This is a genomic window from Bordetella sputigena (assembly GCF_965137885.1).
In the GTDB taxonomy this organism is placed as follows: domain Bacteria; phylum Pseudomonadota; class Gammaproteobacteria; order Burkholderiales; family Burkholderiaceae_B; genus Bordetella_C; species Bordetella_C sputigena.
The window spans coordinates 205,800-223,951 of the sequence record NZ_CBCSCA010000007.1 but is presented as its reverse complement, the minus strand read 5'-3'; the positions used below and the strand labels follow the sequence as shown (position 1 = coordinate 223,951).

Annotated in this window: 22 protein-coding genes and 1 tRNA gene; 4 read left to right on the top strand and 19 right to left on the bottom strand. The window is 66.1% G+C overall.

Annotated elements, in window-relative coordinates:
- Positions 1 to 4: 4 nt before the first annotated feature.
- From ACNA0R_RS15735 to ACNA0R_RS15725, 3 genes are read right to left on the bottom strand one after another with little or no spacing between them, the layout of a single operon-like run.
- Complete coding sequence (locus ACNA0R_RS15735; protein ID WP_415826957.1) at positions 5 to 1,366, bottom strand: GTPase/DUF3482 domain-containing protein; 1,362 nt, start codon at positions 1,364 to 1,366, stop codon at positions 5 to 7.
- The gene (locus ACNA0R_RS15730; protein ID WP_415826956.1) at positions 1,359 to 2,951 is read right to left on the bottom strand and encodes a DUF2868 domain-containing protein; all 1,593 of its coding nucleotides are present in this window, start codon (positions 2,949 to 2,951) and stop codon (positions 1,359 to 1,361) included. The genes ACNA0R_RS15735 and ACNA0R_RS15730 overlap by 8 nt, the downstream gene beginning before the upstream one ends.
- A gap of 1 nt (position 2,952) precedes the next feature.
- On the bottom strand, positions 2,953 to 3,321 hold the full coding sequence (locus ACNA0R_RS15725; protein ID WP_415827058.1) for a YkvA family protein: 369 nt from the start codon (positions 3,319 to 3,321) through the stop codon (positions 2,953 to 2,955).
- Positions 3,322 to 4,013: 692 nt separating this feature from the next.
- Here ACNA0R_RS15725 and ACNA0R_RS15720 point away from each other — a divergent pair.
- Entirely contained in the window at positions 4,014 to 4,328 is a 315-nt protein-coding gene (locus tag ACNA0R_RS15720) for a hypothetical protein (protein WP_415826955.1), read from the top strand.
- Between the two features lie 238 nt (positions 4,329 to 4,566).
- Positions 4,567 to 5,835 (top strand): hypothetical protein, encoded by a 1,269-nt coding sequence (locus ACNA0R_RS15715; RefSeq protein ID WP_415826954.1) that lies wholly within the window; start codon positions 4,567 to 4,569, stop codon positions 5,833 to 5,835.
- Between the two features lie 77 nt (positions 5,836 to 5,912).
- Here the strand turns inward: ACNA0R_RS15715 and ACNA0R_RS15710 are convergent.
- The 6 genes from ACNA0R_RS15710 to petA all read right to left on the bottom strand — a co-directional run bounded on the left by ACNA0R_RS15710 (position 5,913) and on the right by petA (position 10,254).
- Positions 5,913 to 5,988: transfer RNA gene (locus ACNA0R_RS15710), tRNA-Thr, on the bottom strand.
- Positions 5,989 to 6,099: 111 nt separating this feature from the next.
- Positions 6,100 to 6,564, bottom strand: a complete 465-nt coding sequence (locus ACNA0R_RS15705; protein WP_415826953.1) for a ClpXP protease specificity-enhancing factor — start codon at positions 6,562 to 6,564, stop codon at positions 6,100 to 6,102.
- 10 nt (positions 6,565 to 6,574) lie between these two features.
- The gene (locus tag ACNA0R_RS15700; protein ID WP_066342981.1) at positions 6,575 to 7,186 is read right to left on the bottom strand and encodes a glutathione S-transferase N-terminal domain-containing protein; all 612 of its coding nucleotides are present in this window, start codon (positions 7,184 to 7,186) and stop codon (positions 6,575 to 6,577) included.
- A 126-nt stretch (positions 7,187 to 7,312) separates the two neighbouring features.
- A complete protein-coding gene (locus tag ACNA0R_RS15695; RefSeq protein WP_415826952.1) occupies positions 7,313 to 8,164 on the bottom strand; it encodes a cytochrome c1 in 852 nt (283 codons plus the stop codon).
- A 19-nt stretch (positions 8,165 to 8,183) separates the two neighbouring features.
- Positions 8,184 to 9,572, bottom strand: coding sequence for a cytochrome b (locus tag ACNA0R_RS15690; protein WP_415826951.1), 1,389 nt, complete (start codon positions 9,570 to 9,572; stop codon positions 8,184 to 8,186).
- Positions 9,573 to 9,633: 61 nt separating this feature from the next.
- Positions 9,634 to 10,254 carry a ubiquinol-cytochrome c reductase iron-sulfur subunit gene (gene petA / locus ACNA0R_RS15685; RefSeq protein WP_415826950.1) on the bottom strand — a complete coding sequence of 207 codons (621 nt, stop codon included), beginning with the start codon at positions 10,252 to 10,254 and terminating at the stop codon, positions 9,634 to 9,636.
- A gap of 233 nt (positions 10,255 to 10,487) precedes the next feature.
- Between petA and mscL the strand changes: the two genes are divergently transcribed.
- On the top strand, positions 10,488 to 10,943 hold the full coding sequence (mscL, locus tag ACNA0R_RS15680; RefSeq protein WP_415826949.1) for a large conductance mechanosensitive channel protein MscL: 456 nt from the start codon (positions 10,488 to 10,490) through the stop codon (positions 10,941 to 10,943).
- A 58-nt stretch (positions 10,944 to 11,001) separates the two neighbouring features.
- Here mscL and ACNA0R_RS15675 read toward each other — a convergent pair whose 3' ends face one another.
- Positions 11,002 to 11,778, bottom strand: a complete 777-nt coding sequence (locus ACNA0R_RS15675) for a Nif3-like dinuclear metal center hexameric protein (protein ID WP_415826948.1) — start codon at positions 11,776 to 11,778, stop codon at positions 11,002 to 11,004.
- 20 nt (positions 11,779 to 11,798) lie between these two features.
- Between ACNA0R_RS15675 and ACNA0R_RS15670 the strand changes: the two genes are divergently transcribed.
- Complete coding sequence (locus ACNA0R_RS15670; protein ID WP_415826947.1) at positions 11,799 to 12,977, top strand: trypsin-like peptidase domain-containing protein; 1,179 nt, start codon at positions 11,799 to 11,801, stop codon at positions 12,975 to 12,977.
- On the opposite strand, the gene ACNA0R_RS15665 is transcribed toward ACNA0R_RS15670, so the two are convergent.
- The 9 genes from ACNA0R_RS15665 to hisA all read right to left on the bottom strand — a co-directional run bounded on the left by ACNA0R_RS15665 (position 12,937) and on the right by hisA (position 18,099).
- Positions 12,937 to 13,356: a helix-turn-helix domain-containing protein gene (locus tag ACNA0R_RS15665; RefSeq protein WP_415826946.1), complete on the bottom strand. Its 420-nt coding sequence runs from the start codon at positions 13,354 to 13,356 to the stop codon at positions 12,937 to 12,939. The genes ACNA0R_RS15670 and ACNA0R_RS15665 overlap by 41 nt on opposite strands.
- A 121-nt stretch (positions 13,357 to 13,477) precedes the next feature.
- Complete coding sequence (tatC, locus tag ACNA0R_RS15660) at positions 13,478 to 14,239, bottom strand: twin-arginine translocase subunit TatC (protein ID WP_415827057.1); 762 nt, start codon at positions 14,237 to 14,239, stop codon at positions 13,478 to 13,480.
- A 44-nt stretch (positions 14,240 to 14,283) separates the two neighbouring features.
- Entirely contained in the window at positions 14,284 to 14,967 is a 684-nt protein-coding gene (gene tatB, locus ACNA0R_RS15655) for a Sec-independent protein translocase protein TatB (RefSeq protein ID WP_415826945.1), read from the bottom strand.
- A 131-nt stretch (positions 14,968 to 15,098) separates the two neighbouring features.
- Positions 15,099 to 15,347 (bottom strand): Sec-independent protein translocase subunit TatA, encoded by a 249-nt coding sequence (gene tatA / locus ACNA0R_RS15650; protein WP_415826944.1) that lies wholly within the window; start codon positions 15,345 to 15,347, stop codon positions 15,099 to 15,101.
- A 15-nt stretch (positions 15,348 to 15,362) separates the two neighbouring features.
- A complete protein-coding gene (locus tag ACNA0R_RS15645) occupies positions 15,363 to 15,731 on the bottom strand; it encodes a histidine triad nucleotide-binding protein (protein WP_415826943.1) in 369 nt (122 codons plus the stop codon).
- A 32-nt stretch (positions 15,732 to 15,763) separates the two neighbouring features.
- Positions 15,764 to 16,114 (bottom strand): phosphoribosyl-ATP diphosphatase, encoded by a 351-nt coding sequence (locus ACNA0R_RS15640; protein ID WP_415826942.1) that lies wholly within the window; start codon positions 16,112 to 16,114, stop codon positions 15,764 to 15,766.
- Positions 16,111 to 16,527: a phosphoribosyl-AMP cyclohydrolase gene (gene hisI, locus ACNA0R_RS15635; RefSeq protein WP_415826941.1), complete on the bottom strand. Its 417-nt coding sequence runs from the start codon at positions 16,525 to 16,527 to the stop codon at positions 16,111 to 16,113. The genes ACNA0R_RS15640 and hisI overlap by 4 nt, the downstream gene beginning before the upstream one ends.
- Before the next feature lie 22 nt (positions 16,528 to 16,549).
- Positions 16,550 to 17,359: an imidazole glycerol phosphate synthase subunit HisF gene (hisF, locus tag ACNA0R_RS15630; RefSeq protein ID WP_415826940.1), complete on the bottom strand. Its 810-nt coding sequence runs from the start codon at positions 17,357 to 17,359 to the stop codon at positions 16,550 to 16,552.
- Positions 17,356 to 18,099 carry a 1-(5-phosphoribosyl)-5-[(5-phosphoribosylamino)methylideneamino]imidazole-4-carboxamide isomerase gene (gene hisA / locus ACNA0R_RS15625; protein ID WP_415826939.1) on the bottom strand — a complete coding sequence of 248 codons (744 nt, stop codon included), beginning with the start codon at positions 18,097 to 18,099 and terminating at the stop codon, positions 17,356 to 17,358. The genes hisF and hisA overlap by 4 nt, the downstream gene beginning before the upstream one ends.
- Positions 18,100 to 18,152 lie beyond the last annotated feature (53 nt).

Sequence of the window (18,152 nt, the reverse complement as noted above, 5' to 3'; positions counted from 1 at the left end):
GGCGTCACGCCAGGCGTCGCGCGAGCGTCCCCAGGACAGCCGCGCGCCGCGCGCTGTCCTGGAAATCCTTTGCGATGCCGCACCATTCGGGGCGGCTGCGCGCTTCCTTGATTTCGTCGGGCAGCCCGGCATCGCGCCATGGGTCCTGCTCCGTGCCGGCCAGCCGCACGGGATCGCGCGCCGCATGGCCGCGGCGCTCCAATGCGCGCAATAGCGCGCGCTCGCGCACGGCCAGCAAACGCAGCACCGCATCGTCCACGCTGAGTTCGCGTTCGCCGCGCAATTTGCCGCCCAGCCGCTTGCCGAAGCGCTCGATGCCTTGCCACATGCCGCCCGCCGTGGCGCCTATCAGAGCCGCGGTGCCGAGGCTGAGGCCGGCCAGCATCAGGTCGACCGCGGCGCCCGCCATCGCGCCGGTCGCCATGCCGATGCCGACCTGCACCCCGGCATCCTGCAGCGCGCGTGGATGGAACAAATCCATGCCCCAGCGCTGGCCTTCCAGCGGCAAGGGCTCGCGCGCATAGTCGTCGGCGCGAAAGTTGTACAAGGCCAGCAAGGCATCGACGCATGCCTGTTCCCGCCGTCGCGCCGTGTCGCGCAGGGTTTGCGTGGCCGCGCGCACTGCCTCATCGTCGGTCGCGCAGGCCAGTCGCAGCGATGCGACGTCGATCAGCAGTTCGGCGATCAGGCGCAAGGCCACGTCATGGCGCTCGCGACGCTCGCGCGCCAGCGCGTCGGATAGGCCGCGCAGCACATCCGCATGGCGATCGAGCAGCACGGCCAGGCGATCGTAAAGCTGCTTCTCGCCATCCAGCGGCGGCGCCACGGTGTCGAATTCCAGCAGCGCGTGCAAACCCAATCGGGCCATCGCGTCGCGCCACTGCATCGCGCGATGCGATGGCGCATGCACGAAGTTGAGCACCGGCAGCAGCGGCCTGCCGCAGGCGGCCAGCAGCGCCAGTTCATCGCGATGCTTGCCGAGCACCGGATCGCGCGCATCGATGACGTACAGGGCCGCGTCGCACTCCAGCATTTTTTCCAGCACGCGCGCTTCCTGTTCGAAACGCCGATGCGCTTCCGGCGAATCCAGGAACAGCCGTATGCGGTCCGGGCCGTCCAGCCGCCGATCGCCGCAAAGGTGCTCGATGTATTCGAGCAGCGCGATGCTGTCTTCCATGCCCGGCGTATCGAACCACGCCAGCACCGGACGTCCTTCCAATCGCAGGCGAGCGCCCTGCACCTGCCGCGTGGTACCGGGACTGTCGGCGACGTCGCCGAATCCCGGGTCGCGCGTCAAGGTCCGCAGCAGCGAGGTCTTGCCGGTGTTGGTGTGGCCGACGACGGCGATCTGCAGCAGGTCAGCCATGCGCGCCTCCGAGCCAGTGCAGGGGCCGGTCGGCGTCGCGCATGATGGCATGGGCGGGCATGCCGGCTTCCAGCAGGCGCGCGCGCCACGTTGCGCTGCGGTCGGCCGGCGCGGCGGCGGCGTTCCGGGCGTTCGCAGTCTTCGCCGCATTCGCCGCGTTTGTGGCGTTTCCGGCGTTTGCGATGTCCGCCCCGTGCGGGGCGCCTGGGCCGTTCGTGGCGTTCGCCCCATTCGCCGTAGGTGTGTCCGTCATCAGCCAGATCCGCGTCTCGTCGGCCTTGCCCGCCAGCTCCGCGATCAGGGCCAGCGTGCCGCGATCGGGCGTCTGCCCCGCGTCGCAGGCCAGCAGCAGGCGTCGCGCGGGCGCCTGCGTCATGGCGTCCAGCAGCGCGTGCCGCTGTTCGCGGCTGTCCAGATTGCCCGCCGCGCGCACCTCCGCCGGGAGATCGGACGGCGGCCAGGGCATGTCGTCCGGCAATTCCAGGCCCGCGAGCACGTTCAGTCCGCCGGTCGACGGCAAAGGCGCGGCGGCGATGCGCGGCGCCGGGACGATCGGCGATGCGCCTTCCCGGTCCAGGGTATCGGCGGGCGGCTGCAGCCGCCCGCGCAAAGCGGCATAGCCCGGCAGCGTCATATCGATGCGCAGGTCACGCAGCGCGGCGCGCAGGCGCACCACGCTGACCAGCCAGGCGATCAACCGGGGCAGGATGCCGTAGACGGCCAGCAGCCCCACCAGCCACCATGCCCATTGGGCCTGCGTCGTCGCGGGCAGTATGTGGGTGCCGTCGCTCAGGCGCACGATGTCCGCGGCGGGCAGCGCGAAACCCAGGCGCGCCGGCAGCCAGCCCATTGCCTGGGTCAGGTGGACAAAGGTGTCCGGCGCCAATAGCGTGGTGGCCCATGCGAAGCGATAGCGGGCGGTCGACAGCACGGCCAGCGCCGTGGCCAAGGCCGCCGTCAGTGCGGCCAGCCATAGCAGGTGGCTGACCGCGCCGAACAGCCAGCGGGTCGCTCCGGCGCGCGCCATCAGCGCCATCAAGGCCTGCGGCGGCAAGGCGGCGTCCGGCCCGCGCGCCAGCTTGCGGGTCAGCCACAGCCAGGCGCGTCCCAGGCCGCCGCCAGGCGCGGCATCATGCACGGCGAAGGTGCACACCCACAGCAGAAAGGTCAGGGCATGCAGCCCCAGCAAGGCCGCCGCCGCCCAGATGATATTGACGACGCGCGTGCCGTCGCCCAGCGCGCCCCAGGCGGTGGCCGCGCCGGTCAGCAAGGCGAGCGCCAGCAGCACGATGGCGGCGATGCCCGCGCCGCGCCGCCATTGGGCGATGCGTTCGTCCAGCTGCTCGCGACGGGCGATCAGGCGTGCGCGCAGCAGGACGCGCCGTTCGACGGCGCCGTCGGCGCGGCGCGCCTGGCGCACGGGATCCTGGTCTTCCAGCGGACCCCAGTGCTCCTCGCGCAGGCGGACGGTTTCGGCCAGCCATAGATCGCCAAAGGTGGCCGCTGGCCGCAGCGGCCCGTTACGGCCGGCCGCGCTTTCGGCCGGCTGATTTCGATACCCAGGGCGCGGGTCGGGCGCCGCCATATCACTCCTGCGGGGCACCGCTCGCCGCATCGGCGCGGCCGAACCATTGCTGCAGCCGGTCGTCGGCCTGCCGTTTGACGTCATCGGTGATGTAGACCGCCACCGTCGCCAACGCCGCCGCCATGACCGCCAGGTCGTCCGTATAGCCGGCCAGCGGCGCCAGGTCCGGGATGGCATCCAGCGGCAGGACGAAGTAGCCGAGCGCGCCGTAGATGACCCGCTTGGCCCACTTGGGCGTGTCCGGCGCCTGCAGGGCGTAGAACAGCCACAGGGCTTTTTGCACGGCCTGACGGCCGGCGCCCTTGGCATGGCGTGCCAGTTTGCGCCAGAACCGGGGCGGGGTATAGGCGGCTTCGTAAGCGGGATGCATGTCCACCGTGATGTCCTTGGCTAGCGCCGCGACGCTTTCGGCGCCGCCTGCGGGCCTGTCATTGTAGCCGCGCCCCGTGCCCGCCCACGCCGTGCGCGCCCGGTCACTCGATTTACCGAAGATCTTGATTTTTGCCTGAAGATGTCGCATAATCCAAAAGTTGTCGCGGCATAGCCGCCAGTACGCCGGCGCCAGCCAGGATGTACAGCCAAAGGCGCATGAATAAAAGTGCACAGGCAAAGGTGCACACTGGGTAAACAGAAATAGTAGAGCCCAGGCATCAACGCCAACGCGGGACAACGCGGCAAAACCAGCCAAGTAAGCACGAAGCCGGGCATAAGCGCTGAGCATGAGCGGGGCATAACGCACCGTAGCCCAGCCGGCACCTAGTTCCTAACGTATTACCCCGATCGCTCCCGGTGGTTATCGCGCAGTCCCGTCGCGGCGTCCGCGTCGCTGTCGGGCCCGCTTCTTGCTCTCGGCCGCCACTTTGGTGACCTCCGCCATAAGGCTGACGTCACTTGAACCAAACGCAGCAATGATTCGGTCATCACATTGGGCCACGATGTCGATATCGCGATATCGCACCCATGACCGGCTCGACGCTGCGTGCAGCTTCATGCCGATCCAGGGCCTTAAGCCCGGCGCTCCGTCCTTGGAGGCATGCTTTTCAGATTTGGAAAATAATGACAATGACGATTTCTACTCAACCTACTCTTCTGCCTCGCGCCGATCACGCGCTGGACGGCACTCCCATCCATGTCGGTGACGTCGTTCACCTGCGTCCCGCCGACGGTCCCGTCGTCAAGGCACGCGTCATCTACAACGCGCCGCTCAATGGCGATACGACCTACACGACCGACGTGGTGACGCGTCGCGCGGAAAACGGCCGGACGCTGAAGCTGCGTTTCCGTTTCCGCCACGAACACGTGCATGGTGTCGAGCCCGTATGCGGCAAGGCCCGCGCGTGCGCGCCCATGGCCGCGCTGCAAGCGTCCGCGCGATAGCGCGGCAAGCCGCACCGTTGCGCGTGGCACAGTCCCACGCGCGGCATCTGTTAGCGTCTGTTAGTTCGTCCGTTAATCCCCTGCCCCAGGAACCGCTCCCACGGCGTCGAGACCGAAGGAACTTGCGCGCGTGGCCAGGCTGCCGCCGCGCCCTGAATCGTCCGATTCCCCGTGGCGCCACACGGATTCCCGCTGTAGCACCGTGACGCCGCGTCCATCAAGATCAGGAGACGCGTATATGCTTCCCGGCCAAGCCGACGGACCTTCCTCTACATACGTTGCACCTCCGGTGTCGGCCGCGGACCGCAATGTCGGTGTTACCGAAAGCGGGCACACTTTCACGGCCCACAGCGCGCCGGCGCCGGACAACTGCGGCGGCGCGCCGCATCCCCGTGCCCGCGCGACGCTGGCGCGTCGCGACAGCTGGAACTTGTTTGCGTTCGGCTGGCGCTTGCGCGGGCAGCGGGTCGCCAGAAGCGCGGTTCGCCATGCGGTCGCCGGCGATACATCGCTGGTGTCGCGGCAAGAGGATGGCTCCTCCACGGGATCCAACGACGCGGCGGGGACCCCGTCCCGGATGCTGCGCAAGGATGCCTACAAAGATGCCTACAGGGAGCCCTACAAAGAGCCCGTATCGCTGCGCTTCGTTCCGCTGACGGGCACTGCGCCGCTGCCGTCCACCGTTATTCCGCATGCCCGCGCCGCCCATGCCGCGATGTACACCGCCGTGGTCCGCCAGGATGCCAGCGGCAATCCATCGGCCGCCTCATGGCCGCGACGCCTGTTGTCGACGGTGAAGTACCGGATCCGCTACTGGACCGCGCCGGGGGAACATCGCAAGGCGCTGCGCATGACGTACACGCGCGAAAAAGTTGTCGGCGCAACCTATGTGTTCCTGAACGCCATGCTGTCCGACGAGGCGCTGGGCAGGCATTTCCGGGAACTGCAAAGACAGGTACGGCGCCTGGACGGACGCCTGGGCGTGCATCCCGACATCAGCGACGAAAGCGCCCGTGTGCTGCGCGACGCCGCGGACCGCACCGCCGCCACCCGCCAGCAGGTCCGCGACCGCATGCTGTCCCTGCATCGCGAGGAATTGCTGCACGGCGCGGTGGGAATGGTCGAATACCGCCGCGCCGATGCCATTCTGCTGGCGCTGGAATCGCGCATCGTGGTCGCCATCGCCTTGTATGGCGACGCATTGCGCTGTATCGCCGCCATAGACGTTGAGAACGACGCGGTCTGCGACGCCATCGGCGGCATCCTCGAAACCGTGTTCGCCAGGGAAGCCGAGGCCGGCTCCGTGCCACGCAAGGAGTGGCTGGAGTCCGCCGTCGACGGCCTGCCTCATCGCGCGCTGGTGCGGCTGCACACGGTGCTGTCCGGGCACGCCTGCGGGGGGGCGTATCAGGACTTCCTGGATGAACTGATGCGGATCGTCGACGCCAGGATGGGCACGGCATCCCCGGACCCGGCGGTCCATGCCCATGCCACCGCAGGTGGATAACGCTGCAACCCCTCGGCGACCGCGGGACCTTTGAATTCGACGCTGCAAACGACGATGGTGTCGCTCGACAAGAGGCCTGGTGCCGGCTAGAGGAATCGAACCCCCGACCTTCGCATTACAAGTGCGCTGCTCTACCAACTGAGCTAAGCCGGCACGGCATCATGCAGGCGCCGCGAGGGCGGGCATGACGCGAAGACGTGCATTGTATACGCGGCGTGTCGCCGCGTCAGAAGCGCTCGCGGCGCCGATCCGACCGAGCGGCGCTTATTTCACGATGGTCAGATGGGGCCGGGGCGGCGGGGTGTCGTCGTCCTTGCCGCCACCGGGCTTGTCGCCCTGCTGGCCTGCCGCCGGGCCGCCGTCGACAGCCTCCGGGCTGCCGTCGCGGTCATGGCGGGGCGTGGCCGTATCGTCGTCGTCCTGCACTTCGAAGCCCATGCCGGCGCCCGTTTCGCGCGCATAGATGGCGCTGACGGCGCCGACCGGAACGGACACCATTTCGATCACGCCGTTGAACCGGGCCTGGAATTCGATGTACTCATTGCCTAGCAGCAGCTTGTTGGTCGCCAGGTTGCCGATGTTCAGCGTGATCTGCCCGTCCCGCACGTGGGCGGGGGGCACCATGGTGCGGTCGTTGACCTGCACCACGACGTACGGGGTGTAGCCGTTATCCGTGCACCACTCGTGCAGCGCGCGGATCAGATACGGTTTGGTCGATGATTCACCCATTGATGCCATCCTAGCGACGCATCACCTTCTCGGAAGGCGTGAGCGCTTCGATATAGGCCGGCCGCGAGAAGATGCGTTCCGCGTATTTCTGCAGCGGCGCGGCATTCTTCGGCAGCTCGATGCCGTAATGGTCCAGGCGCCACAACAGCGGCGCCACGGCGACGTCCAGCATGGAGAATTCGTCGCCCAGCATGTATTTGTTCTTCAGCAGCATGGGAGCGAGCTGGGCCAGGCGGTCGCGGATGTTCTGGCGCGCGCGGTCCAGGCGCTTTTCGTCGGGCTTGGCGTTGCGGTCTTCCAGCACCGACACGTGCACGAACAGTTCCTTTTCGAAGTTGTACAGGAACAGGCGCGTGCGCGCGCGCATGACGGGATCCGCCGGCATCAGCTGCGGATGCGGGAAGCGTTCGTCGATATATTCGTTGATGATGTTCGACTCGTACAGCACCAGGTCGCGTTCGACCAGGATAGGCACCTGGCCATACGGATTCATGACCGAAATGTCTTCCGGCTTGTTGTACAGGTCGATGTCCCGGATTTCAAAGTCCATGCCCTTTTCGAACAATACAAAACGGCAGCGCTGCGAAAACGGGCACGTGGTTCCGGAATAAAGCACCATCATGGCGGTAAGTCCTTGTATGAAAAGCGAAAGGCCAGCGCCGCCAATCTAGCAGGCGCTGGCCCCAATTGCCAGGGGGGGCGTCATGCCGGGGCATGCATGGCCCCGGCCCCTGTGGGGTTGTGCCGATTACCTCACGTGTTTCCAGTAGGAAGCGTTCAGCCGCAGCGCCACGACCAGGAACAGGCCCAGGAAGAGCAGGACCCAGACGCCGAGTTCCTTGCGGAACTGGGCCACGGGTTCCGACATCCAGCCCAGGAAGGCGGTCAGGTCGGCGACGTCGTTGTCGAACTGCGCGGATTGCGCGGCGTTCGCAGCCTTGAAGGTGGCCGTAAAGCTTTCATCGCCGTGATAGCTTGCGACCTCATCCTTCTTGACCGTCGCGTAACCCTGGGGGTCGTACACGGTGGTAACGCGTTCCCAGCCTTCCTCGCCCTTGCCTTCGGCACGGTGCATGGCGACGGTGGTCAGCTCGCGCGGACCCTGGCGTTCCCAGAGGACATGAGGCATGCCCACATTGGGAAATACCAGGTTGTTCCAGCCCGTGGGCCGGCTGGTGTCGCGGTAGAACGAACGCAGGTAGGTGTAAATGTAGTCGATTCCGGGGGCGCCTGCAGTCTGGGACTTGGCGCGGGCGATCACGGACAGGTCCGGAGGCGTCACGCCGAACCACTTTTTGGCGTCCTTGGGGGACATGGCGATGGTCATCAGGTCGCCCACCTTCTGGCCGGTAAACAGCAGATTCTTCTTGATCTGCTCGTCGGTCAGGCCGATTTCGGTGAGCTTGTTGTAGCGCATCGACCCGGCGGCGTGGCAGTTCAGGCAGTAGTTGACGAACAGCTTGGCGCCATTCTGCAGCGAGGCCACGTCGTTGACGCGATTAGGCGCGGTTTCCAGGGGGTATCCGCCTTCCGAGGCCAAGGCGGCGGCGCACGTGAGCATCAACGCCACGGCACCCATCAGCTTCTTGATCATGGTCATTCCGTTATGTGTGCGGGGCTCAGTGGGCGTGAAAGACGACACGTTCGGGCACGGGCTTGAAACTGCCCAGCCGGCTCCACACAGGCATCAGGAAGAAGAATGCCAGGTAGTACAGCGTGCCGATCTGCGAGGTCAGGTTCAGCGCCGGGGTGGGCGCCTGCGTACCGACGTAGCCCAGGATCAGGAAGTCGACCATGAAGATGCCGTAGATCACCTTGTGCCAGCCCGGCCGGTAACGGATGGACTTGACGGGAGACTGGTCCAGCCACGGCAGGAAGAACAGGATCACCACCGTGCCGCCCATGGTCACCACGCCCCAGAACTTGGCGTCCAGCACGCGCAGCAGCACGGCCACGACCACCAGGATGACCGGCAGCACGATGCGCGCGATGCCCTGGCCGCGGCTTTTCAGGAACAGCGCCAGGGCGCCCAGCACCGCGGCGCCGGACAGCACCCAGGTAAAGTCGTCCGTAGTGGCCCGCAGCATCGAGTAGAACGGCGTGAAGTACCAGACCGGCGCGATATGCGGCGGCGTCTTCAGCGAATCCGCCGGGATGAAGTTGTTGTACTCCAGGAAGAACCCGCCCATCTCCGGGCCGAAGAACACGATGGCCGCGAAGACGATCAGGAAGCCGGCCACGCCGACGACGTCATGCACCGTGTAATACGGGTGGAAGGGCACGCCGTCCAGGGGACGTCCGTAGCGGTCCTTCGGGCCTTTCTTGATTTCCACGCCGTCCGGGTTGTTGGAGCCCACTTCGTGCAGGGCCACCAGATGCGCCGCCACCAGGCCGATCAAGACCAGCGGGATGGCGATCACGTGGAAGGCGAAGAAGCGGTTCAGCGTGGCGTCGGATACGACGTAGTCGCCGCGGATCCAGATCGCCAGGTCGGGCCCGATGAAGGGAATGGCCGAGAACAGGTTCACGATCACCTGCGCGCCCCAGTAAGACATCTGTCCCCACGGCAGCAGATAGCCGAAGAAGGCCTCGCCCATCAGACAGAGGAAGATGGCCACGCCGAAGATCCACACCAGTTCGCGCGGCTTGCGGTAGGACCCATAGAGCAGTCCGCGCAGCATGTGCAGGTAGACCACGACGAAGAACATCGAGGCGCCCGTCGAGTGCATGTAGCGGATCAGCCAGCCGCCGGGCACTTCGCGCATGATGTACTCGACCGACTGGAACGCGCGTTCGGCGTCGGGCTTGTAGTGCATCACCAGGAAAATGCCGGTCAGGATCTGCAGCACCAGCACCAGCAGGGCCAGCGATCCGAAGAAATACCAGAAGTTGAAATTCTTGGGCGCGTAGTACTCGGAGACATGGGCTTTCCATGTCGCCGTAGCCGGAAAGCGCCGATCCACCCAACCCATGAAACCGGTCGATTCGACCGTCTTGTCGCCATCCATGAAGCAGCTCCTTTGCTAGTCGTGGCGTATCTGTCTGATGCGTGCGCGTGGCGCCGCCCTGTCAGGCCTTGTTGTCCTCATCGACCCCGACAATGATGCGGGTGTCAGATTGGTATTGATATGGCGGCACTTCCAGGTTGTCCGGCGCGGGCACGTTCTTGAACACGCGGCCCGCCAGATCGAAGCGGGAGCCATGGCAGGGGCACAGAAAGCCGTCCACGCCCGGGGCGACGTTGTCCTGGCGATTGGGCGAGCAACCCAGATGAGTGCAGATGCCGACGCAGACGAACAGGTCTTCCTTGCGGGACCGGTAGGCGTTTTCGGCGAATTTGGGGGTATAGCCGGGCCGCTTGGAATCCGGGTCGGCCAGCAGACCGGGGTCTTTCTTGAGTTCTTCCAGCTGCTCCGGCGTGCGGCGCAGGATCCAGACGGGCTTGCCACGCCATTCCACCGTCATCATCTGGCCGGGCTGCAACTGGCTGATGTCCGCTTCGACCGGGGCGCCGGCGGCGCGGGCCTTGGCGGAGGGAGCGAAAGTACTTACAAACGGTACGGCAGTTGCTACACCGGCCACGCCTCCCAGGGCACAGGCCGTGGTTACCCAAAATCGGCGCGATGGGTCAGGAGGCAGGTTAAGAGGTGCTGCGCCTTCGTCATCGTGATACATCGTAGTCTGACTCATCTTCCATCCTTGTTATGCGGCTACTGCGGGTCATGCCTGGGCCGTGTAGCGTTCCCCTCCTGGGGATGTGGAATAAGCAGTGGCCCTGTACCTGGCCTTCTTGCTCCCCGGCTTGCCGGGGTGTCTTGCTACCTCCGGCGAGCCGGAGTGTTAATGCTGATGATACGTAACGTCTTCGCAACCGCGTATTATAGCCTTAGCCCAATTGGGGGCACATTCACAGAGGAGCGTGTATGAGTTTTCTGAAAGATTTCCGTGCCTTCGCCGTCAAGGGCAACGCTGTGGATCTGGCGGTCGGTGTGATCATCGGGGCCGCCTTCGGAAGAATCGTGGATTCCCTGGTGAAGGACGTCGTCATGCCCCTGGTCAATTTCATCCTGGGCGGAGCAGTCGATTTCTCCAATAAGTTCATCGTCCTTTCGATGCCGCCCAACTATACCGGGCCGATGACCTACGCGGACCTGACCAAGGCCGGCGCCAACGTATTCGCCTGGGGCAACTTCGTTACCATCGTCATCAACTTCATCCTGCTGGCCTTTATCATCTTCTGGATGGTGAAAGCCGTGGCCAGGGCGCGCGCCACCCTGGAAACCAAGCACGAGACGGCCGGCGCGGCGGCGCCCGCCGATGTCCAGCTGCTGCAGGAAATCCGCGACATCCTGAAGCAGCAGCGCGGTCCGGTTGCCTGATCGCGCGCGGCCGCCCGGCCGCCGCCCGGCGCGACGATGCCGCCGGGCACGCGCGACTTCAGACAGGATTGTCTATGTCGATGAAGTCCACCTGGATACCGAAGCGCTCGGCGATGGCCCGGCCCAGCGCCTGGACGCCGTAGCGCTCCGTCGCGTGGTGGCCGGCGGCCAGAAACGCCACGCCGGTTTCCCGCGCCAGGTGCACGGTCGGTTCGGATATCTCGCCCGTGATGTAGGCGTCGGCCCCGGCATCCACCGCATCGGCCAGCATGCCCTGGGCGCCCCCCGTGCACCAGGCCACGCGGCGTATGGGGCGCCGCGGATCGCCGATGGCTTGCGGCTCGCGGCCCAGCCGTTGCGCCACCTGCGCGGTAAGCTGCCCGAAGTCGGCTATGCCCGGCGCGTCGCCCAGCCACACCAGATTGTCCGGTCCGCAGGTGCGCGGCAGGCCGTTGGCATCCGTCTCCGGCGCCAGGCCCAGGACGCGCGCCAGCTGGGCGTTGTTGCCCAATTGCGGGTGGGCGTCCAGCGGCAGGTGGAAAGCGAACAGGTTCAGGTCATGCGCCAGGGCCAGCGCCAGGCGTGTGCGGCGGGGCCCGCGTACGCGCGGGTCTTCGTTCTTCCAGAACCACCCGTGGTGCACCAGGACGGTATCCGCGCCGCGTTCGATGGCGGCACGCAACAAGGCCTCGGAAGCCGTCACCCCGGCGATAATATGGCTGATCGACGCCTTGCCTTCCACTTGCAGCCCGTTGGGACTGTAGTCGCGGAACCGGCCCGGCTGCAGGGTCTGGTCCAGCCAGGCGGCCAGTTCGCGGGAATCGATACTGTTCATTGCTTTACCTAAGAAAAATCATGCGTCGACTCTGGCTGATATTCGCCCAGGCCGTCACGGTCAGTCTTGCCATTCTATTCGTGGTCAGCACCCTGCGCCCCGACTGGTTGCGCCTGTCCGGGCCGGATACGCGGCCATCTTCCGCGCAGCGCCCGCAGGCCGCGGGCGACCGCGCTGGCGCGCCGTCGGCCGAGCCGCGCGGCGGCGATCTGACCTTCGCGCCCGCGGTCCTGCGCGCGGCCCCCGCCGTCGTGAACGTCTACACGGCCAAGCATGTCGACGTGCCCTTGATCCCCCTGCCCGACGATCCGGTCATACGTGAACTGCTGGGACAATTGCCCGGCGTCAACCGCCGGCACGAATCCACCAGCCTGGGGTCCGGCGTGATCGTGCAGGATCGCTACGTACTGACCAACTATCACGTGGTCGAGGCCGCCGATGCCATCGAGGTCGCGCTGGCCGACGGCCGCGAAGCACGCGCGCAGGTGGTCGGCGCGGATCCCGAAACGGATCTGGCCGTTCTCAAGCTGCCCGACAGTATCGGCGCGGTGCCGGTGGCCACGCTGGGCAGCGACGGCTCCTTGAAGGTAGGCGATGTGGTGCTGGCCATCGGCAATCCCTTCGGCGTGGGGCAGACCACCACCCAGGGCATCGTGTCGGCGCTGGGGCGCAGCAGCCTGGGCCTGAACACCTACGAGAATTTCATTCAGACCGACGCCGCGATCAATCCGGGCAACTCGGGCGGCGCGCTGATCGACCAGCATGGCAATGTGGTCGGCATCAACACGGCCATTTATTCGCAGTCCGGCGGGTCGCTGGGTATAGGCTTCGCGGTACCCATCGATACCGCGCGTTCGGTCATGGAAGAAATCATCCGCACCGGCTACGTGCGGCGCGGCTGGCTGGGTGTCGAGCCGCAGGACCTGACGCCGGACCTGGCGCGCGCCTTCAAGCTGACCAGTCAGCGCGGCGTGATCATCGCCGGCGTCATGCGCGACGGTCCCGCGGGCAAGGGCGGCCTGCGCGTCGGCGACATCGTTTTGAGCATAGACGGCAACGATGTGCGCAATACGTCGTCGATGCTGGCCATGATCGCCCTGCTGCCGCCGGGCCAGGAAGTCAGCCTGGCGGTGCTGCGCGGCGGCCGGCAGATGGATCTCAAGGTGAAGATCGGTGTCCGTCCCCAGCGGCCCAGGTAGGACGGTCCGCCAGCATGCGGACCAGGGCGACGACGTGGCGTCGTTCGGCCTCCGATAGCCTGGCCATCAGCATGTGGAGTTCGGCGGCGTCGCCCCCGCATTCGGGGTGATAGTGGTGCATGCCGCCGCCGTCGCGGGGCTGCGGGGATTCGGCCGCCTGCGGTTTGGCCTGCAGCCCCTGTTCGCCTTCGCTGAGCCAGACCACCGTGGTGTCCAGCGCACGCGACAGGCGTGCGAGCGTGCTGAGCGCGGGCATGTATCCGAGGTCGCGCGTCAGGATGCGGTGGATGGAAGTTTGCGGTACGCCGGACAATCGCGCCAGTTGCCGCTGGCTGCGAATACCGCGCCAACGCATGAGGGTTCGCAAGCGGTCAGCCATGGTCATCCGTGCAATGTACGATTGCAGTTCTGATGGCTCAAGGTAAATCGGTCCCGTTTATGGCGGCAACGGGTCGTTGCCGCCACGCTGCTTAGCAGCACGGGCGCCAGCGTTGCCGCGTTTACTGCCGGGGCGTCGGCTGTCCCGGGTTGCGTTCCGCGATCGCGTTTTCGGACTCGCTGGGGGTGTTCTTGGTAACCAGGCGAGCGCAGATCAGTCCTAGCTCAAACAACAGGCACAAGGGCACGGCCAGCATGAACTGGCTGACCACGTCTGGCGGCGTGACCACGGCGGCGATGATGAAGGCGCCGACAACGACATAACCGCGCGCGCCACTGAGCTTCTTGACGTCCACGATCCCCATCTTGACCAGCAGGACCACGGCGACCGGTACCTCGAACGTGATGCCGAAGGCCAGGAACATGGTCATCACGAAGCTGAGATAGGCCTCGATGTCCGGGGCCGGCGTAATCGATTGCGGCGCGAAGGTGGCGATGAAGTGGAAGACCGTCCGGAATACGACGAAATAGCAGAACGCCATCCCGGCCAGGAACAGGAAGGTGCTGGAGATAATCAGCGGCAGCGCCAGGCGTTTTTCGTGGCGGTACAGGCCGGGCGCGACGAAGGCCCAGGCCTGCCATAGCACCACGGGCAGGGCCAGCACGAAGGCGGCCATCAAGGTGACCTTGACGGGCACCATGAAGGGCGTGATCACGCCGGTCGCGATCATGCGGGTGCCTTCGGGCAGGGCGCTCAACATGGGGCGCGCGAGCAGATCGTAGATCTTGGCGGCGCCGGGGAAAAAGAAGAGGACGACGAAAATCACCCCGATGACGGCCACGGCACGCAGCAGCCGCGTGCGCAGCTCGACCAGGTGCGACATAAAGCTGTCTTCCTGCAGCTCTTCTTCTTGCGGTAGTTCCTGGCTCACGTTGTGCTACCGGTGGGCGATGTTTGGGATTTCGGCGCGCTGCCGCCGGCGGCGGGCGCGGGGGCGGGAGCCGCCGGGGCGCCTGGTTCCTGCGGATGCGGCGCGGCTGGCGCCGGCTGCGATGGCGCGGCGGCCGGCACGGCGCTGGTGGCGTGCGCGGGCGTGACGCCGGGCGCCGCCGTGGTTGTGGCTGGTGGGAGTACATCGGCCACGGTCGCCGCGGCTGTGCCTGACGGCGGCACAGCAGCTACGGGCGCGGCGGGGGCCGTGGTTGCCGTCGATGGGTCGGCAGCCGGTGTCGTGGCCGCGTTGTCCGTCAACGCGGAAGGCGACTCCGCCGTGGTCGCCGCGGGCTGCATGGAAACGGCGCTGGTGGCGGCCTTGGCGGCTTCGTCCAATTCCTGGCGCAGGGCCTGCGCCGGTTCGCGCAGCGACGATTCGGCGTCGCGCAGCGAGGTATGCACCGACTGCGCGGCGGTTTCCATGTCGGTCTTGAACTTGCGCAGTTCATCCAGCTCGATTTCGCGCCGGATGTCGCTTTTCACGTCGTTGACGTAGCGCTGCGCGCGGCCCAGCAGATGTCCCACCGTGCGTGCGACCTTGGGAAGGCGTTCCGGCCCGATGACGATCAGCGCAATCACGCCGATCACCATCAGTTCAGAGAAACTGACATCAAACATACGACGGCCATGAAAAAGAGAGGAGGCCCCCTGCGCCTGCCATCGCTATGCTGGCGCAAGGCGGACGTCGGACGAGGCGGCGGATGTTCAGGCATCCGGGCGGCACTGCGCCGCCGTGCCGCGGGCCGGGATCAGGAATGGGTTTTTTCCTTGGCCTGTACGTCGATGGTTTCGCCCGAAACGCGCTGCTGGTGAACGGGGTCGGCGGGGCTGCGGTCAGCCGGGTCGACCGGATCGCCGTTGGCGTCCCGCATGCCTTCCTTGAAGCCCTTGACGGCGCCACCCAGATCGCTGCCGAAATTGCGCAGCTTCTTGGTACCGAAAATCAAGGCCACGATGACCAGAACGATCAGCCAATGCCAAATGCTAAAACTGCCCATGACGGTTCTCCGTGTTCATGCGTTCGGGGCTACGCGGCCTTTCCAGGGACGCGAACCGCCAATGATATGGAAATGCAGGTGCGGGACTTCCTGGCCGCCTTCCGCGCCGGAATTGGCCAGCAGGCGGAACCCGCCTTCCGTGCCCGGGTTGCAGCCGTTTTCTAGCGCCAGCCGCGGGGCCAATGCCATCATTCTACCCAACCAGCCGGCATCGTCCGGCGTCACGTCCTGCATGGACCCGATATGGTGTCGAGTGATGAGCAGCAGGTGCACCGGCGCGGCGGGATTGATGTCGTGGAAGGCGACGAATTCATCGTCTTCGTAGACCTTTTTCGCCGGGATTTCGCCACGGCTGATTTTGCAGAAGATGCAGTTGTCGCTCATGAGTCTCGCTCCGTATGCCGGTGGCGCCGCTGTCAGTCGGCGGGCCGTGCGGCTTTTTCGGCCAGCCCCGACAGGCCTTCGCGGCGCGCGAGTTCCTGCAGGACGTCCTCCGGCCGCAGATTGTAATGAGTCAGCGCGACAAGACAATGAAACCAGAGGTCCGCCGTTTCGCTGACGATGCGGTCGGGGATCCCGTCCTTGGCGGCCATGACCAGTTCGGTGGCTTCTTCGCCGATTTTCTTCAGGAAGGCATCGGGCGCCTTGGCCAGCAGCTTGGCGGCGTAGGACGTGGAAGGGTCGCCGCCGCGGTCCGGCCGGCGGGTTTCCAGGGTATCGGCGATGCGCGCCAAGACGGCGGCGCCGCGCGGGTCGATGTCGCTCATTTGTAGATCAGCTCCGGGTCCTTCAGGACCGGGTCGGTGGTTTCCCACCGGCGTTCGCCGCCGCCCTGATCGTCGAGGCGGCGGAAGAAGCAGCTGGCGCGACCGGTATGGCAGGCAATGCCGCCTTGCTGGTCGACCTTGAGCAGCACCACATCGCCGTCGCAGTCCAGGCGCAATTCCTTGACCTGCTGGGCGTGGCCGGATTCCTCGCCCTTGCGCCACAGGCGCTTGCGCGAGCGCGACCAGTACACCGCGCGGCCGGTGGCCGCGGTTTCGGCGAGGGCTTCGCGGTTCATCCAGGCCACCATCAGGATCTGGCCGGTTTCGGCGTCCTGCGCAATGGCGGGAATCAGGCCATGCGCGTCGAAAGCGACGTCGCCCAGCCAGGCAGGATCGTTGTTCGTATCAGTCATGCACGGCATCGCCTTAGGGAAACTACAACCTTACTTCAATTCCTAGGTCCGACATGAAATGTTTGCATTCGGCGACGGTGTGCTGGCCGTAGTGGAAGATGCTGGCGGCCAGGACGGCGCTGGCGCGCCCCACGGTGACGCCGTCGGCCAGGTGCTGCAGCGTGCCCACGCCGCCCGACGCAATGACCGGCACCGGCACCGCATCCGAGACCGCGCGCGTGAGCGCGAGGTCGAAGCCCGATTTGGTGCCGTCCTTGTCCATGCTGGTCAGCAGGATCTCGCCGGCGCCATAGGCCGCCATGCGGCGGGCCCACTCGATGACGTCCAGGCCTGTGGCCTTGCGGCCGCCGTGCGTGAAGACTTCCCAGCGTGGGCTGCCATCGTCCGTCGCCACCCGGCGAGCGTCGATGGCCACCACGATGCACTGCGAACCGTGATAGTCGGCGGCCGCGCGGACCAGCTCGGGGTTCGCGACCGCCGCGCTGTTGATGCTGATCTTGTCCGCGCCCGCGTTAAGCAGGCGCTGGATGTCCGACACCTGCCGCACGCCGCCCCCGACCGTAAGCGGGATGAACACCTGCGAAGCCACCTGCTCGATGATGGGCAGGATCAGCTCGCGGCCGTCGCTGGTGGCGGTGATGTCCAGGAAGGTCAATTCGTCGGCGCCCTGCTCGTTGTAGCGGCGGGCGATCTCCACGGGGTCGCCCGCATCGATCAGGTTGACGAAATTGACGCCCTTGACCACGCGGCCGGCGGTGACGTCCAGGCAGGGAATGATGCGCCGTGTCAGCGCATTGGGCCCGGCGACGCCGGACGGGGGAATACCGTTCATGACTTGGCCAATTCGTCCGCGCGGGTTTGCGCAGCCTGGAAATTCAGGGCGCCTTCGTAGATGCTGCGGCCCAGGATGGCGCCTTCGATGCCTTCTTCCTCGACCGCGCACAGGGCTTCGATGTCCTGGATGCCCGCGATGCCGCCGGACGCGAAAATCGGGATGCGGACATGCTGGGCCAGACGGACGGTGGCATCGACGTTCACCCCCGATAGCATGCCGTCGCGGCCGATGTCGGTGTAGATGATGGCCTCGCAGCCGTAGTCCTCGAACTTGCTGGCCAGGTCCAGCACGTCATGCCGGGTCAGCTTGCTCCAGCCGTCCGTCGCCACCTTGCCGTCGCGGGCGTCCAGGCCCACGATGATGCTGCCCGGAAAGGCTCCGCAGGCGTCGTGCAGGAAGCCCGGGTTCTTGACCGCGGCAGTGCCGATGATGACGTAGGAAATGCCGTTGTCCAGATATCGCTCGATGGTGTCCAGGTCGCGGATGCCGCCGCCGATCTGCACCGGGATTTCATCGCCGACCGCATCGACGATGGCGCGGATACTGGCTTCGTTGCGCGGCTTGCCAGCCACGGCGCCGTTCAGGTCGACCAGATGCAGGCGCCGCGCGCCTTGCTCCAGCCAGTGCGCGGCCATGGCCGCCGGGTCTTCGGAGAACACCGTTGCATCGTCCAGGTCACCCTGGCGCAGGCGGACGCAGCGTCCGTCTTTGAGGTCGATGGCGGGGATCAGCAGCATAGTGAGAACGCGCGTAGAAAAAGTCGGTTATTGGAACGAAGGGCAAACCGGCG

Bases quoted from the DNA above. Each gene is read 5' to 3' on its own strand.
- hisA (WP_415826939.1), bottom strand. From the start codon at position 18,099: ATGCTGCTGATCCCCGCCATCGACCTCAAAGACGGACGCTGCGTCCGC.
- hisI (WP_415826941.1), bottom strand. From the start codon at position 16,527: ATGACTGATACGAACAACGATCCTGCCTGGCTGGGCGACGTCGCTTTC.
- ACNA0R_RS15640 (WP_415826942.1), bottom strand. From the start codon at position 16,114: ATGAGCGACATCGACCCGCGCGGCGCCGCCGTCTTGGCGCGCATCGCC.
- ACNA0R_RS15690 (WP_415826951.1), bottom strand. From the start codon at position 9,572: ATGGATGGCGACAAGACGGTCGAATCGACCGGTTTCATGGGTTGGGTG.
- hisF (WP_415826940.1), bottom strand. From the start codon at position 17,359: ATGAACGGTATTCCCCCGTCCGGCGTCGCCGGGCCCAATGCGCTGACA.
- ACNA0R_RS15665 (WP_415826946.1), bottom strand. From the start codon at position 13,356: ATGGCTGACCGCTTGCGAACCCTCATGCGTTGGCGCGGTATTCGCAGC.
- mscL (WP_415826949.1), top strand. From the start codon at position 10,488: ATGAGTTTTCTGAAAGATTTCCGTGCCTTCGCCGTCAAGGGCAACGCT.
- ACNA0R_RS15730 (WP_415826956.1), bottom strand. From the start codon at position 2,951: ATGGCGGCGCCCGACCCGCGCCCTGGGTATCGAAATCAGCCGGCCGAA.
- ACNA0R_RS15695 (WP_415826952.1), bottom strand. From the start codon at position 8,164: ATGACCATGATCAAGAAGCTGATGGGTGCCGTGGCGTTGATGCTCACG.
- ACNA0R_RS15720 (WP_415826955.1), top strand. From the start codon at position 4,014: ATGACGATTTCTACTCAACCTACTCTTCTGCCTCGCGCCGATCACGCG.
- tatA (WP_415826944.1), bottom strand. From the start codon at position 15,347: ATGGGCAGTTTTAGCATTTGGCATTGGCTGATCGTTCTGGTCATCGTG.
- ACNA0R_RS15700 (WP_066342981.1), bottom strand. From the start codon at position 7,186: ATGATGGTGCTTTATTCCGGAACCACGTGCCCGTTTTCGCAGCGCTGC.
- tatB (WP_415826945.1), bottom strand. From the start codon at position 14,967: ATGTTTGATGTCAGTTTCTCTGAACTGATGGTGATCGGCGTGATTGCG.
- ACNA0R_RS15675 (WP_415826948.1), bottom strand. From the start codon at position 11,778: ATGAACAGTATCGATTCCCGCGAACTGGCCGCCTGGCTGGACCAGACC.
- ACNA0R_RS15725 (WP_415827058.1), bottom strand. From the start codon at position 3,321: ATGCATCCCGCTTACGAAGCCGCCTATACCCCGCCCCGGTTCTGGCGC.
- tatC (WP_415827057.1), bottom strand. From the start codon at position 14,239: ATGTCGCACCTGGTCGAGCTGCGCACGCGGCTGCTGCGTGCCGTGGCC.
- ACNA0R_RS15705 (WP_415826953.1), bottom strand. From the start codon at position 6,564: ATGGGTGAATCATCGACCAAACCGTATCTGATCCGCGCGCTGCACGAG.
- ACNA0R_RS15715 (WP_415826954.1), top strand. From the start codon at position 4,567: ATGCTTCCCGGCCAAGCCGACGGACCTTCCTCTACATACGTTGCACCT.
- ACNA0R_RS15735 (WP_415826957.1), bottom strand. From the start codon at position 1,366: ATGGCTGACCTGCTGCAGATCGCCGTCGTCGGCCACACCAACACCGGC.
- ACNA0R_RS15670 (WP_415826947.1), top strand. From the start codon at position 11,799: ATGCGTCGACTCTGGCTGATATTCGCCCAGGCCGTCACGGTCAGTCTT.
- petA (WP_415826950.1), bottom strand. From the start codon at position 10,254: ATGAGTCAGACTACGATGTATCACGATGACGAAGGCGCAGCACCTCTT.
- ACNA0R_RS15645 (WP_415826943.1), bottom strand. From the start codon at position 15,731: ATGAGCGACAACTGCATCTTCTGCAAAATCAGCCGTGGCGAAATCCCG.